The sequence below is a fragment of the Falsihalocynthiibacter sp. SS001 genome, from assembly GCF_042445055.1.
Lineage (GTDB): Bacteria > Pseudomonadota > Alphaproteobacteria > Rhodobacterales > Rhodobacteraceae > Falsihalocynthiibacter.
This window is the reverse complement of the sequence record NZ_CP170339.1, coordinates 1,712,537-1,726,715: the sequence shown is the minus strand read 5'-3', so window position 1 is coordinate 1,726,715 and position 14,179 is coordinate 1,712,537. Positions and strand designations below refer to the sequence as shown.

At 54.0% G+C, this 14,179-nt stretch carries 15 protein-coding genes; 4 read left to right on the top strand and 11 right to left on the bottom strand.

Annotated features, from left to right (window positions below; all coding sequences use genetic code 11):
• The first annotated feature begins 61 nt into the window (after positions 1 to 61).
• Both trmFO and gluQRS read left to right on the top strand, forming a co-directional pair.
• Positions 62 to 1,405, top strand: a complete 1,344-nt coding sequence (trmFO, locus tag ACFE33_RS08310) for a methylenetetrahydrofolate--tRNA-(uracil(54)-C(5))-methyltransferase (FADH(2)-oxidizing) TrmFO (RefSeq protein WP_380052214.1) — start codon at positions 62 to 64, stop codon at positions 1,403 to 1,405.
• Positions 1,402 to 2,283 (top strand): tRNA glutamyl-Q(34) synthetase GluQRS, encoded by an 882-nt coding sequence (gene gluQRS / locus ACFE33_RS08305; RefSeq protein WP_380058687.1) that lies wholly within the window; start codon positions 1,402 to 1,404, stop codon positions 2,281 to 2,283. Before trmFO ends, gluQRS begins: the two co-directional genes overlap by 4 nt.
• Here gluQRS and hisI read toward each other — a convergent pair.
• Positions 2,280 to 2,636 carry a phosphoribosyl-AMP cyclohydrolase gene (gene hisI / locus ACFE33_RS08300; protein WP_380052211.1) on the bottom strand — a complete coding sequence of 119 codons (357 nt, stop codon included), beginning with the start codon at positions 2,634 to 2,636 and terminating at the stop codon, positions 2,280 to 2,282. The two genes, gluQRS and hisI, sit on opposite strands and share 4 nt — an antisense overlap.
• A gap of 78 nt (positions 2,637 to 2,714) precedes the next feature.
• Between hisI and ACFE33_RS08295 the strand changes: the two genes are divergently transcribed.
• Positions 2,715 to 3,164, top strand: a complete 450-nt coding sequence (locus tag ACFE33_RS08295; protein WP_380052208.1) for an iron-sulfur cluster assembly scaffold protein — start codon at positions 2,715 to 2,717, stop codon at positions 3,162 to 3,164.
• A 181-nt stretch (positions 3,165 to 3,345) separates the two neighbouring features.
• On the opposite strand, the gene ACFE33_RS08290 is transcribed toward ACFE33_RS08295, so the two are convergent.
• The 5 genes from ACFE33_RS08290 to ACFE33_RS08270 all read right to left on the bottom strand — a co-directional run bounded on the left by ACFE33_RS08290 (position 3,346) and on the right by ACFE33_RS08270 (position 8,983).
• Positions 3,346 to 3,468: a hypothetical protein gene (locus tag ACFE33_RS08290; protein ID WP_380052205.1), complete on the bottom strand. Its 123-nt coding sequence runs from the start codon at positions 3,466 to 3,468 to the stop codon at positions 3,346 to 3,348.
• Between the two features lie 114 nt (positions 3,469 to 3,582).
• Complete coding sequence (recG, locus tag ACFE33_RS08285; protein WP_380052202.1) at positions 3,583 to 5,673, bottom strand: ATP-dependent DNA helicase RecG; 2,091 nt, start codon at positions 5,671 to 5,673, stop codon at positions 3,583 to 3,585.
• The gene (gene ligA / locus ACFE33_RS08280) at positions 5,670 to 7,787 is read right to left on the bottom strand and encodes an NAD-dependent DNA ligase LigA (protein ID WP_380052199.1); all 2,118 of its coding nucleotides are present in this window, start codon (positions 7,785 to 7,787) and stop codon (positions 5,670 to 5,672) included. The genes recG and ligA overlap by 4 nt, the downstream gene beginning before the upstream one ends.
• Positions 7,788 to 7,895: 108 nt before the next feature.
• A complete protein-coding gene (ctrA, locus tag ACFE33_RS08275; protein ID WP_380052196.1) occupies positions 7,896 to 8,609 on the bottom strand; it encodes a response regulator transcription factor CtrA in 714 nt (237 codons plus the stop codon).
• Positions 8,610 to 8,704: 95 nt separating this feature from the next.
• Positions 8,705 to 8,983, bottom strand: a complete 279-nt coding sequence (locus ACFE33_RS08270; RefSeq protein WP_380052193.1) for a DUF1153 domain-containing protein — start codon at positions 8,981 to 8,983, stop codon at positions 8,705 to 8,707.
• Between the two features lie 123 nt (positions 8,984 to 9,106).
• Here ACFE33_RS08270 and mnmA point away from each other — a divergent pair, with 123 nt between their 5' ends.
• Positions 9,107 to 10,252 (top strand): tRNA 2-thiouridine(34) synthase MnmA, encoded by a 1,146-nt coding sequence (mnmA, locus tag ACFE33_RS08265; RefSeq protein ID WP_380052190.1) that lies wholly within the window; start codon positions 9,107 to 9,109, stop codon positions 10,250 to 10,252.
• Here mnmA and lpxB read toward each other — a convergent pair.
• From lpxB to ACFE33_RS08240, 5 genes are all read right to left on the bottom strand, one after another.
• A complete protein-coding gene (gene lpxB / locus ACFE33_RS08260; RefSeq protein ID WP_380052187.1) occupies positions 10,249 to 11,418 on the bottom strand; it encodes a lipid-A-disaccharide synthase in 1,170 nt (389 codons plus the stop codon). The genes mnmA and lpxB overlap by 4 nt on opposite strands.
• On the bottom strand, positions 11,418 to 12,218 hold the full coding sequence (locus ACFE33_RS08255) for an LpxI family protein (RefSeq protein WP_380052184.1): 801 nt from the start codon (positions 12,216 to 12,218) through the stop codon (positions 11,418 to 11,420). The genes lpxB and ACFE33_RS08255 overlap by 1 nt, the downstream gene beginning before the upstream one ends.
• A complete protein-coding gene (lpxA, locus tag ACFE33_RS08250; RefSeq protein ID WP_380052183.1) occupies positions 12,218 to 13,015 on the bottom strand; it encodes an acyl-ACP--UDP-N-acetylglucosamine O-acyltransferase in 798 nt (265 codons plus the stop codon). Before lpxA ends, ACFE33_RS08255 begins: the two co-directional genes overlap by 1 nt.
• Before the next feature lie 3 nt (positions 13,016 to 13,018).
• Positions 13,019 to 13,483, bottom strand: a complete 465-nt coding sequence (gene fabZ, locus ACFE33_RS08245) for a 3-hydroxyacyl-ACP dehydratase FabZ (protein WP_380052181.1) — start codon at positions 13,481 to 13,483, stop codon at positions 13,019 to 13,021.
• A gap of 90 nt (positions 13,484 to 13,573) precedes the next feature.
• Positions 13,574 to 14,179 carry an OmpH family outer membrane protein gene (locus ACFE33_RS08240; protein ID WP_380052178.1) on the bottom strand — a complete coding sequence of 202 codons (606 nt, stop codon included), beginning with the start codon at positions 14,177 to 14,179 and terminating at the stop codon, positions 13,574 to 13,576.

Here is a 14,179-nt window from a genome sequence, read left to right as displayed (position 1 = left end):
ACAGCAAAGCCCCGCCTCTGCGGGGCTTTTCCTTTGGATCAAGAAAGCCTATATCGCCAACATGACAGAGAAACTCCATATTATCGGCGGCGGCATGGCCGGATCAGAGGCCGCATGGCAGGCCGCGAACCTCGGTGTTGAGGTCGTGCTTCACGAAATGCGCCCGCAGGTCGAAACATTTGCCCATAGAACCGGAAATCTGGCGGAAATGGTCTGTTCCAACTCCTTCCGCTCGGATGACGATGAACAGAACGCCGTTGGCTTGCTGCATTGGGAAATGCGCGCCGCGAATGGCATCATTATGGCCACGGCGGACAAGCACAAACTCCCTGCTGGCGGTGCCCTCGCAGTAGATCGTGACCCGTTTGCACAAACGGTCACAGATACATTGCTCGCACATCCGAACATCAGTGTTGAGTACGGCGAGATCACTGAGCTGCCGCGTGACGGACAATGGATCATCGCAACCGGACCTCTGACATCTGAGGGTTTGGGCAAGGCAATTCAGGCAGAAACAGGCGCCGATGCCCTCGCCTTTTTCGATGCAATCGCGCCGATCGTTTACGCCGACAGCATTAACATGGGCGTCGCTTGGCTTCAGAGCCGTTATGACAAGGGCGACACGGAAGAAGAGCGCAAAGCCTACCTCAACTGCCCTATGACCAAGGCGCAATATGATGCCTTTATCGACGCACTTTTGGCAGCTGAGAAAACCGAATTTCACGAAGGTGAGACAGCAGGTTATTTCGACGGCTGCCTCCCCATCGAAGTCATGGCCGAACGTGGCCGCGATACGCTTCGGTTCGGGCCGATGAAGCCCGTCGGCCTTACCAACGCCCATGATCCCGAGAATAAACCCTACGCTGTGGTGCAACTTCGTCGAGATAACGCATTGGGAACATTGCTAAATATCGTCGGCTTCCAAACTAAGATGAAGTATGGCGCGCAGACCGAGGTTCTCAAGATGATCCCCGGATTGGAAGACGCAAGTTTTGCGCGCCTTGGCGGTATCCATCGCAATACGTTTATCAATTCGCCAACGCTTCTAGACGCCCAAATGCGCCTGAAGTCCCAGCCGAACATACGTTTTGCAGGGCAAATCACAGGCGTCGAAGGCTATGTTGAAAGCGCCGCGATGGGCCTTCTCGCTGGTCGTTTTGCTGCGGCCGAGATCCTTGGAAAACCGTTGAATGAACTACCACAGGATACCGCGATGGGCGCCCTTGTGCACCACATCACGGGTGGCGCCGAGGCGAAGACCTTCCAGCCAATGAACGTGAACTTCGGACTTTTCCGTCCTGTTGACGGCCTGAAGCATGGCCGCCGCGGACGCAAGGAACGCTACAAAGCTTATACCGATCGCGCTAAATCCGCGTGGACGGAATGGCTTGCTCCGCAGGCATGATCACACGCTTTGCGCCATCGCCGACTGGGCCGCTGCACCTTGGGCATGCCTATTCGGCGATGTTGGCCTATGATATGGCAATGCAAAATGGCGGCGAGTTTTTACTGCGGATTGAGGACATAGATCAGTCCCGCGCGCGTCCCCATTGGGAAGCGCAAATCTATGAGGATCTCGACTGGCTCGGGCTTTGGTGGCCGCGTCCGGTTGTCCTTCAATCGGAACAAATGTCGCGATACCAAGACACGCTGGATGCTCTTTGGCGGGATGAGCGGCTCTATCCTTGCCACTGTTCGCGCCGCGATATCCAAGCGGCAATGAGCGCGCCACAGGAAGGTGCGCCAGCGTTCGGCCCCGACGGGCTGATCTATCCTGGCACCTGTGCCGACCTGCTTAAGGCGCATTATGGAGAAAAGCCGCGACCAAACGATCAAACTTTGCGGTTGCTTATGACCTCCGTCGCACGGCTCGCCGAAAAGTCCAACCAAGGTACCGGTTTTAGCTTTATGGAAACAGGAAGCGGTCCAAACGGCGAAACCGGAGAGATTTTCTTTACCGCTGAAGATCTCATCTCGGGCGTTGGCGATATCGTTCTTGCCCGTAAAGGCATGGGCACCAGCTATCATCTCTCTGTGGTTCTGGACGATGCTGCCCAAGGAATTACGCACGTCGTGCGTGGGCAGGATCTGTTTCAGGCCACGAAAATTCATGTGGTCCTTCAACGCCTTCTGGGACTGCCGACACCGACCTACCATCATCACAAGCTCATCCGCGACGAAGCTGGAAAGCGTCTCGCCAAACGTGATGACGCCCGCGCTATCGCGAAATATCGCGCCGACGGGAAATCCCCAGAGGATATTCGCAGAATGGTCGGGCTTTAGGCGATTGGCTTCATCAGCTCGGTAGTTTCACCGTCGATCACAGAAGTATAAAAACAAGAACGGCGATTTGTATGGCACGCGGGCCCTTCCTGCTCAATCACAAGGAGAAGGCAGTCAGAATCGCAATCAACACGCATGTCGATTAACTTTTGTACGTGGCCGCTTGTCTCGCCCTTGATCCAGAACTTCTGACGGGAACGGCTCCAATATGTTACGCGGCGGGTCTCTAGCGTCCGTTTCACAGCCTCGATGTTCATCCATGCCATCATCAGAACCGCGCCGTCCTCGTCCTGCGCGATCGCGGGAATCAGGCCATCTTGATTGTAGACGAGCGTTGCAGGATCAAATTTCATGGCCACACCTTGTGTTTCACGGAATACAGCGCTTATCTAGGGGAAAGGTGACCAAACATAAACACCAAAGGACCGCGAATGCCCGAAACCGACCTCATAAAGCTATATTCAGCACGGATTCTGGCGCTTGCTGCGAATATCGGCCACACCGAGCGTCTTGAGAACCCGGATGCGAGCGCCAAAAAGCGCGCACCGCTTTGCGGCTCGACTGTCACTGTTGATCTCAAGGTTCAAGACAGCGTGATTTCCGAATACGGTCAAGACGTTAAGGCCTGCGCACTTGGACAGGCGGCGGCCTCTATCCTCGCGGAAAATATAATCGGGGCATCAATCTCGGACATTAAATTAACGCGTGATGCGCTGCTCGATATGCTCAAGAATGGTGGACCGGCGCCGACGGGACGTTTCTCGGAATTCGAGGTTCTATTGCCAGCGCGCGATTATAAAAACCGCCATGCGTCTATTATGCTGTCCCTCGAAGCGACCCTCGAAGCGCTTGAAAAGATAGAAGCGCAGAACTGCGCATAAAAAGCCGCTGCCCCCTTCGCAAGAGGCAGCGGCGAGTGACCCAACAAGATTCGAAGCGTTTCTGAAAGAGGCACTCACAGAAAATATGAACAGGCAGTATCATAGTCGTGCGCATCACAATTGGGGACAAGATGCGCAGTCTCGAGTCTTTGGGCGGGTTCAGGAGGGCAAATCCTGAGGGTTAAACAAATGTTGGTAGCGACAAAGCCCCAACCAGAATGATGACAACGGCCGAGAAGCTCGCGGCATCCTGCAACAAAGTTCCAGATGAACGCTCAATCACTTTCTTAAGATCTCTAAACATTTCGGTCTCCACTTTGTTGCGTGTTGACCCTTTGTTCTCATTTCCTAAACAAAAAGTAAAGAACTTTTTAAGAACATTTGCGAACAAAATGTTCTACCAAGGCGCCAGAACGCCCTAACCCACTGAAATCAAACGAATTGCTTTATCTTGCTCCATTAACCACAAAAGCATCCGCGCGGCGCGGCCGCGTTCTCCTGTCAGGTCCGGATCGCGCGTCAAAAGTGCCCGTGCGTCCCGTTGAGCAATGGCCATCAATGCGCTGTCACGTTCCAGATCCGCAATTGCAAAGCGTGGCAAGCCAGACTGCGCCGTACCGATCACATCCCCTGCCCCTCGGATTTCCAGATCTTCTTGCGCTATGCGGAACCCATCCTCTGTTTCCCGCATGATTTCCAAACGACGCTTACCAGTTTCGCTTAGCGGCGGTTGATACAACAACAAACAAGTAGATTTAGCAGAACCGCGCCCGACACGCCCCCGCAATTGGTGCAGCTGCGCTAGGCCGAAACTTTCGGCGCGTTCAATCACCATGATGGTCGCGTTCGGAACGTCCACTCCGACCTCGATAACCGTTGTGGCCACCAGAACTGATCGCTCGCCCGCGATAAACTGCGCCATAGCTTTATCTTTCTCGGCAGGCGGCATCTGGCCATGAACGAGCGCAACGACGTCCTCTCCCAATACCGCACGCAGAGCCTTGAAGCGGTCTTCGGCGGCAGTCATATCCACGACCTCGCTTTCCTCAACCAATGGGCACACCCAATAGGCCTGTTTTCCTTCGGCCACGGCCTTGCGTAGGCTGTTTACCACTTCATCCAATCGCCCGGTGGATACCATTGCCGTCGTAATCGGCTGTCGACCCGCGGGTTTTTCATCAAGGATCGAAACATCCAGATCGCCATATTGCGACAGGGCGAGGCTGCGCGGGATCGGCGTTGCTGTCATCACGAGAACATCGGCGCGACGTCCCTTAGCCCCTAGTTTTGCGCGCTGCTCCACGCCAAACCGATGCTGTTCATCAACAATCGCAACCCGTAAATCCTGAAATACAACATCATCCTGAAACACCGCATGTGTCCCAACAAGGATATGAATGTCCCCTTTTGAAAGCGCCTCGAGCTTTCGTTTTCTCTCTTGCCCTTTGTCCCGTCCCGTCAGCACTTCGATAACAACGCCCGCCGTTTCGACATATGGGCGCAGCCCCTCGAAATGTTGCCGCGCCAGAATTTCGGTCGGAGCCATCATTACGCCCTGCCCGCCAGCCTCGACAGCATTCAACAGAACCGCCATCGCGACCAGCGTTTTACCAGCACCCACGTCGCCCTGTAGCAAGCGATTCATACGCGTTGGCGCCGCCATGTCCTCGCTGATTTCGGCAATTGCACGCAACTGAGCATTCGTTGGCTTAAATGGAAGCGTTTGCAACACCTTAGCAAAGAGATTTCCCGCGCTTTTTGAAACAATGCCCGCAGATTTTCGCGATGCCTGACGCGCCAAGGCGAGTGTTAACTGATGCGCGAACAACTCGTCATACGCCAATCGCTGTCGCGCCGGTGCTTCGGCGGCCAGATCTCTCGCGCTCTTGGGCGAATGCGCCGTCGTTAACGCTTGCGCCCAATCGCTCCACTTTCGTTCCTTAATCAACGACGGATCAATCCATTCCGCTGCAACCGGCAATCGGGTAAGGGCATCCGCGACACCCCGTGCGATCATCTTTTGCGTCACACCTTGGGTCAGTGGATAGACTGGTTCAAATTCCGGAATCGTCGCGGCATTTTCAACTGTGACCATATGGTCGGGATGCACAATTTGCGCGACACCGTCGAACACCTCAAGCTTTCCGGACACGATCCGGCGCTCACCCACGGGCAGCTGTTTCTCTAAGTAATCAGAGCGCGCATGGAAGAAAACCAGCTGAAGCTCAGCCTCCGCATCGCGAACGAAAACCCGATATGGCCGCCCACGCGAGCGCGCGGGTTGATGGCTTTGGATTTCAACTTCTACAGTCACCACGATCGGAGCATCAACACCACGAACCGTCGAAACAAGACGTCGATCAATTCCAGAAAAAGGCAATAAAAACAATAGATCACGCGGCTTCTCGACATCCATCCGCGCAAGGTTCTCGGCCGTCTTCGGACCGATCCCGTCGAGAGACTTAAGGTCCGAAAACAGCGGGAAAAGGGCTTCGGGCCGCGAGCTCATAGACCCTCGATCATGTCAAGCCACGCGGCCTCGTCAATGACCATCACGTTCAACTCCGCAGCCTTTGTTGCCTTTGATCCTGCACCTGGTCCTGCAACCAAAATGTCGGTTTTCTTGGATACGCTGCCGGACACCTTTGCGCCGAGTTCCTCTGCGCGGGCTTTAGCTTCAGCGCGGCTCATTTTCTCAAGCGTTCCGGTAAACACAACGGTTTTTCCAGCGACGGGGCTGCCTTCTGTGTTTTTTCGAACAGCGTCGATGGGCGCCAAATGCGTGATCAGGGCGTCAATCGCTTCACGCTCTTTTTCGTTCTGAAACGCATTCACGAGCGACGACGCCATCACGGCCCCGACTCCATCAATCGACAAAAGATCGTCCCATGCCTCGCCACTTCCGATTGTCGTGTTAACAAGTGCCCGCTCAAAGTTCTCCCACGACTGAAAGTGATTGGCGAGCAAAGCACCAGAACTGTCCCCCACGTGCCGAATTCCCAGCGAAAATATGAGCTTCCCCAGTGGGATTTCGCGTTTGGCGTCAATGGCATCAAAGAGGTTTGTCGCAGATTTTTCGCCCCAACCATCGCGGTTCTTAAGTTGTTGGAGACCCTGCCCAAAACGCTCTCGGAGTGTAAAGATGTCGGCGGGCGTTTTTATCCAGCCATCGTTATAGAACTGCTCAACTTGCTTGGCGCCAAGACCCTCAATATCAAAGGCACTTCTGGACACAAAATGCTTCAGCTTTTCAATCGCTTGTGCCGAACAAATAATCCCACCTGTACAGCGGCGAACAGCATCCCCTTCTTCGCGAACAGCGGGTGAGCCGCAAATGTTGCACTTGCTTGGAAACTCATACGGCACAGAGTTCGAAGGGCGTTTACTCATATCAACATCCGCGATTTTGGGGATGACGTCACCAGCACGATAGACCTGAACCCAATCGCCCTCACGAATATCTTTGCCGTCTCGAATAACCTCGCCTTTGCTACCGCGACCTTGGATATAGTCCTCGTTGTGCAGTGTTGCATTACTCACCACGACGCCGCCGACGGTAACGGGATCAAGTCGCGCCACGGGAGACAGCGCACCGGTGCGACCGATCTGAATTTCGATCCTCTCAAGGCGTGTCCAAGCTAGCTCAGCGGGGAATTTATGGGCAATCGCCCATCTCGGCGTAGTGCTGCGAAAACCAAGACGTTTTTGCAGACCAAGATCGTTTACTTTGTAGACCACACCATCAATATCATAACCCAATGTCGCCCGAGATTGCTCTATTTTGCGATAATGGCTGATGAGTTCCTCGGGAGAACTACACACCATGGTTAAGGGATTGGTAGAAAACCCGAGCGCTTTTAGTGCCTTAATTGAGTCAAACTGCGTTGCCCCCAACGGAGCTGAGATTTCCCCCCACGCGTATGCAAAAAACTTCAGCGGGCGAGATTTTGTGATCTGCGCGTCAAGCTGGCGCAGTGATCCTGCCGCTGCGTTGCGAGGGTTGGCAAAGGCTTTCTCACCGCGCACTTTCTGACGTTCATTCAAAGCCAAGAAATCGTGGTGGCTCATGTAGACTTCGCCGCGAACTTCGAGCACATCGGGCGCATTCGTTAGCATTACGGGGATGTCATCAATCGTACGCGCATTTTCGGTTACATTTTCTCCAACCTCGCCATCGCCACGCGTTGCAGCATAGACCAGTTGACCGCTTTCATACCGCAAAGACAGAGAAAGACCGTCAATTTTAGGCTCGGCGGTGTATTCAATGACATCCCCCGAATTTATTCCAAGGAACTTGCGAACGCGGGTGTCGAATTCTTCTACGTCATTGTCATCAAACGCATTTCCCAAGGATAGCATGCGAACCGCATGGGAGATCTTGCCAAATCCGGAACTTGCAGGCGCACCGATTTGCTCGCTCGGGCTATCTTCGCGTACAAGAGTCGGAAAAAGTTTCTCGATTTCAGCGTTTCGCTTCTTGAACGCATCATACTCGGCGTCAGAAATGGTGGGCGCGTCGTCGCCGTGGTAGTCCTGATTGGCCTGCAACAGAATCTTCGCAAGCCGTTCGAGTTCGGCGCGTGCTTCGTTTTCTGTCATTTCGCTAGGGGATTTCTGATCCATTCCGTCCTCTCATGTCTTGGCGATAAGCTATGCGCCGCAGCATGAGAGGTCCAGAGTGGAGAAAGAATCCGGCCCGTTTTTCTCGAATATTTGCGAGCCTAAATTACCCTATGCGCCAACGGCCAAGGGCTCGTTCATTCCAGAGACTTGTGGATCACGCAAGACATAGCCACGGCCCCAAACGGTTTCGATATTGTTCTCTCCGTTCGTGGCATCCGTCAATTTCTTGCGAAGTTTACAGATAAACACATCAATAATCTTGAGTTCAGGTTCGTCCATACCGCCATAGAGATGGTTCAAGAACATCTCTTTTGTAAGGGTCGTGCCCTTGCGCAGCGAGAGGAGCTCAAGCATTTGATACTCTTTCCCAGTGAGATGAACCGTCTTGCCCAGCACGCTGACAGTTTTCGCGTCAAGGTTGACTGAGATTTTGCCCGTATTGATGACGGATTGCGAATGTCCCTTGGAACGGCGGATAATCGCGTGAATTCTGGCGACCAATTCTTCGCGATGGAAGGGTTTGGTCATGTAATCATCTGCCCCGAAACCAAAGCCCTTAATCTTGTTTTCTGTGTCATCTTCGCCCGATAGAATCAGGATTGGAGTATCAACCCGCGCCAGCCGCAACTGCCGCAAAACCTCGTGCCCGTTCATGTCCGGAAGATTTAGATCAAGCAAAATTAGATCGTAATCATAAAGCTTTGCCAGATCTATCCCCTCTTCCCCCAAGTCCGTGCAGTAGACATTAAGATTCGCATGAGAGAGCATCATTTCAATGCTCTTGGATGTAGTTGGATCGTCTTCGACTAAGAGGACACGCATTCTTATATTTCTCCGCTAGTTACCCTTCTAGCCCCGACACTGACCATAATTGGTTAATCACTGGTTACCAGTTCAAAAACGATTGCCCACACAACTCAAAGTTGACGATATTTTTGCAATGCTGTGGATTTTAAGGCCTGTTCGCCGTGCTTTTCGACCGCTGCGCACCATGATTCAAACTCTTCTTCGCTGATTCCATATCGCTCAAGCGCTTCCTTTTGGGGAATCAGTCCGTAGGCGACCCCCCTTACGACAGCCGCTTTGCGACTCGCGACCCAGCGCTTTGTGTCCGCTGGCGGCAAGTCTGCGCGCGTCAAAACAGTGCCATCAGGTAGTGTAACCGCCCGTGGTCCCTCTACTTTCTTCAAAAACATAACATTCCCCTCATAGTTCATGAGGGCAATTTGGCCAAACAGCCTTAAGGGATTGTAAAACGCCCCCTTGTTAGTAGTTAGCATTTTCTTATATTCTGCAGGACCTCGTTAAGGATTATGAAGATGCCACTGGATACCAACCCGCCGCTCAATTCGCTCGGCTTTGCCAAACCACCCGCTGAAACGCGCGTTGTGGTGGCGATGTCTGGTGGCGTGGATAGTTCTGTCGTCGCGGCGATGCTCGCTGAAGAAGGCTATGATGTGGTTGGCGTGACGCTTCAGCTTTACGATCACGGCGCAGCGCTCGCCAAGAAGGGCGCATGTTGTGCGGGTGTCGATATTCATGATGCGCGACGTGTGGCCGAAGAAATGGGTTTTCCGCATTATGTGCTCGATTATGAGAACATATTCCAAGACGCGGTGATCGACGAATTTGCTGATGCTTATCTTGCAGGTGCAACGCCCGTTCCCTGTATTCGCTGTAATGAGCGCGTGAAGTTTAAGGACCTATTGGAAACAGCCAAGGATCTTGACGCGGACTGTATGGCGACGGGTCATTACATCCAGCGCAAGATGGGTGACAACGGCCCCGAGTTGCATTCGGCGACGGATTCAAACCGCGATCAAAGCTATTTCCTGTTTTCGACCACCGAAGAACAGCTCGAATACCTCCGTTTTCCGCTTGGCCATTTGCCCAGTAAAGACGAAACCCGCAAACTTGCGGCGAAGTACGGGCTAGTCGTTGCGGATAAACCGGACAGCCAAGACATCTGTTTTGTGCCCAACGGCAACTATGCGAGCGTGATCGAGAAATTGCGCCCCGAAGCTGCCGATCCTGGTGATATCGTCGATATGGACGGCAATGTTGTGGGCTCACACAAGGGCGTTATTCATTACACCGTTGGGCAACGCCGCGGTCTCGGCATTGGTGGCCTCAGCGAGCCGATTTATGTCGTGAAGCTTGATCCCGAGAAAAAGCACGTCGTGGTTGGGCCTAAATCGGCGCTATCGACGCGCATCATTCCAATTCGTGAGATCAACTGGCTGAACGATGCCCCCCTGATGAGTCAGAAGGAATGGCATCTATCGGTCAAGGTGCGCTCAACACGTCCACCTCGCGAGGCGATTTTGCGCCCTATTTCGGAAACAGAAGCTACGGTCGAGCTATTATCACCCGAAGAAGGCGTTTCTCCGGGGCAAGCTTGCGTGTTTTATGACAGTGACAGCAGCCGCATCTTTGGTGGCGGTTGGATTTGGCGCGGCAACTAAGCGCGTGGTGACTTGAGCGCCGCTAGCACAGATTTTGCGGCGCGCAATCCGGGATATTCTTCCGCTTCTCCCAAACGGGCCATGGTTAACTCCATGGCCTGAATTTGCTTCGTCGGGTCATTCCAGACATCCAGCATCGCAGGGGCAATATTCTTAGAGAGGCAGTTTTTCCCCAAGAACTCAGGGATATCGCGGCGCTCACTCACAAGGTTCACCAGCGTAACCGTGTCAATCTTGAGCATTCTTGCGATTAACATGCGGCTGAGCCAGTTCATATCATACGCGATCACCATTGGCGTACGGGCGCGCGCCAACTCAAGAGAAACCGTTCCGGACGCCGCCAGCGCAAGGTCCGCCGCCGCAAATGCCGCGCGTTTTTTCGCTTGAGCAGAATCGCTCGCGTCGGTTTCCAATAGAATGACAGGCGGCGAAATATCCCAGCTATCTACGATTTCGCGTATCATCCCACGCACATTCGGCGCCACGGGCAAGACAACACGCGCGTTCGGAATTTCTGCTGTGACCTTGGCCAAAGTCTCGCCGAATACACCGCCCAGTCGCGAAACTTCGCCCCGTCTTGAACCAGGTAAGGCGAGCACCAAGGGAGTCTGATCCGATAAGCCATACTCTGCACGAAATTCGGCGATATCGGCAGCCGTTGCTTCTGGCTCTGCGACCACTGGATGGCCGACAAAATCGCAAGTCATCCCAGCCGCTTGCATCAACGGAGGTTCAAACGGCAATAACGCAAGCACATGGTCGATAACCTTGGCCATCTTCGCGGCACGGCCTTCTCGCCACGCCCAAACGCTTGGGGCGACATAGTGGACCGTCGGGATGTTCGACTGTTCCTTAACGATCTTGGCGACGCGCAGGCAAAAATCTGGGCTATCAATGCCAATAACAACATCCGCATTCCACGCGATGGCGGCCTCGGCTGTTTCTCGGATACGGCGCTTTAGGTGGAAATATTTTGGCAGAACCTCGACGATTCCCATGATCGAGAGCTCGGACATCTCAAAAAGCGAGCCCATACCCTCGGCTTGCATCAACGGCCCTGCAACTCCGCGAAACTCTACATCTGGGACCAACGTTTTCAGGCCCGCCATCAATGCGGCCCCTAGCTTATCTCCCGATGTCTCGCCCGCGATCACAAAGACCCGCATCAGCGACCCTCGCCAAAGATAAACAGCCCAAGCTCCTTGGCCAGCGCAAGTGTCTGCTCTTTCTCGACAATCATGACATGGCCCGCCTCGACAACGATCCCCGCGAGGCCCGCACTATGCACAAGGTGAAGCGTATCCGGCCCAATCGCGGGCATATCAACGCGCAATTCCTGTCCAACTTTGGAGCGTTTCATTAGTATACCCTGACGAGACAGCGAGTTCTGTGCGATGAAACGCAGCATTTCGTCGGTGCCCTGAATGGTTTCAATTCCATAGCAAAGCCCATTCGCCACCACACAGCCCTGCCCCACATCGACTGGCGACAGTGCCGTCAGGATCGCATTCGCACGCTCGATATCGCGTAGAGTTTGATCCTTAGGCTCAGCCCCCGCCATCACACCTTCGGTCGCAAGTATTTCGGGGCAGATTTCATGCGGACCGACCACCTCGAACCCTTCGGCCTCGAATATCTCAACGATAATGCGCAGGATCGCATCATCGCCACCCTTCATTGCCGACAAAAGACGTGGAGCCAAGCGCATCATTGTTGCATCAAAACGCAACGGATTAAGCGCAGGGCGCATAAGACCGCCCGCAAAGCACACCCGTTTGACGCCCTGCTTGCGCAATTCCTTGAAGAAACCGCCCAGCTTTTCAAACCGAGCATTGTAATCCGGCTTGGCATCGGTTTCGACGCCATAGAAACATACGACAAAGCTGTCAGGTTCACGCTCGGCAACGATCAATGGCAACTCGCCTCGTCCCGAGATCACAGCCAACCGATTTGAGGAAGCCTCCATCAGCGCGGTATCAGAAAGCCGCGATCGCTTTCACCTAGAATGAATTTCGTAATCTCTTCAACGTAAGCGCTATCGCTTTCCTCGGCCATGCGAACCGCACGCTCTTGGAACTGTCCTTCGCCTTGGCGCAGCATTTGTAAAGCGGCCCGAAGCGCGGAAATATCTGACCTTGCGACCCCCCGACGCTTAAGCCCCACAAGGTTCAAGCCGTCCAACTCACCTCGTGGCCCCTGAACAAGGCCATAGGGTATCACATCGCTCGTGACCATCGTCACAGCCCCGATGATAGCGCCGCGTCCAAGTCGTACGAACTGATGGATCCCCGACAATCCGCCGATAATAACATCATCCTCGACATGACAATGTCCCGCGAGAGCGGCTTGATTGGCAAGGATCACGCGATTGCCGACGGTCGTGTCGTGCCCCACATGCGCACCCGTCATAAACAGGCAATCGTCCCCAACCCGCGTAATACCGCCGCCACCTTTGGTGCCGGTATTCATGGTGACACCCTCACGGATGCGGTTGCGCGCGCCAACGATCAGGCGGGTTTTCTCGCCGTCGAACTTCAAATCCTGAGGGATCTCGCCAATGCACGCACCAGGGAAGATTTCAGTCTCTTCGCCGACTTCGGTTTTGCCCGTCACAACGACATGGCTCTTGAGAACCACACCTCTGGCAAGCGTGACCTCTGGGCCGACAATCGAAAACGGACCAATCACACAATCCGCACCGATTACCGCGCCATCCTCTACAACAGCAGACGGATGGACCTGCGCGCTGGGGTCGATACTCAAGGGTTAGCCCTCGCCCTGAAGGTCGATCATCGCGGTGAAATCAGCTTCAGCAACGATATTGCCGTTCACAATCGCATCACCGTGGAATTTCCAGATCATACCGCGTGCCTTGGTGACTGTTACGTGCAACTCGAGCACATCACCCGGCACAACTTTTTGGCGGAATTTTCCGTTGTCTACGGACATAAAATACACGAGCAACGGCTTATCGACCATCTCAAGCCAAAGCCCAACCATCACCGCCGCTGATTGCGCCATCGCCTCAATGATCATAACCCCTGGCATGATCGGTGCGCCAGGGAAGTGCCCTTGGAAGTGAGGCTCGTTCATTGTGACGTTCTTGATGCCCACGGCGCTCTTGCCCGGATCAACATCGATAACTTTATCAACCAACAGGAAAGGGTACCGATGCGGGATGATCCGCTGAATGATATCAAGATCGGCTTCTGTCATGTGTTTGGATTCCATGAGTGCTCCTGTCGCTGCACGTTATTTTTAAGCACCTGAGTACCAAGACACGCGCCGGCGTTCAATAGTCTCAGGACGTTAGGGCAATAGTTAAGGCGTGCCGTCGCCCAAAACTTGATCTACGCGCTCAATGGCGTCATCCGTAATATCGATCTCTGCCGCAGGAAGGAAAATCACGCGGGAATCCAATATTCCCAAGGCGTTGCGTTCCTTTAGAATGGTTTGCAGGACCGGCAGGCTCGCCTCGTTAAAGGACTGCCGCCCACGCGCGGCCATTGCATTTAACTCCTGCCCCTTGCGGTCTTGGGCATCGCGGATCGATTGCACTTTTTCATCAAAGGCATCCGCAATTTCTCGAAATTCATCGGGGGTGAGCAACGCACGCTGATCCAAGAGCGCGAGCTCCTCGGCCTCAAGATCGCGGGTCAGCTTTCCGTTTTCTTCTTGGATTTCTCTGGCAAGGTTGTTCAGGTCAGCCTGCACCCGTTTGCCGAATTGTGACTCAAGGTACAGCCTCTCGGGGTCCAGCACCACGAAACTTTGAATCGCTTCGGTGGCCTCAGGTGCGGGAGTAGACATTGGAGCAGGTTGGGTAATTGTCGCGGGCTCTTCTTGGGCCCATGCAGCCCCCGCCACACATAAAAGCGTAACACGCGCCGCTAATCCTGCGGCGCGTGTAATTGATCCGTTCGACAT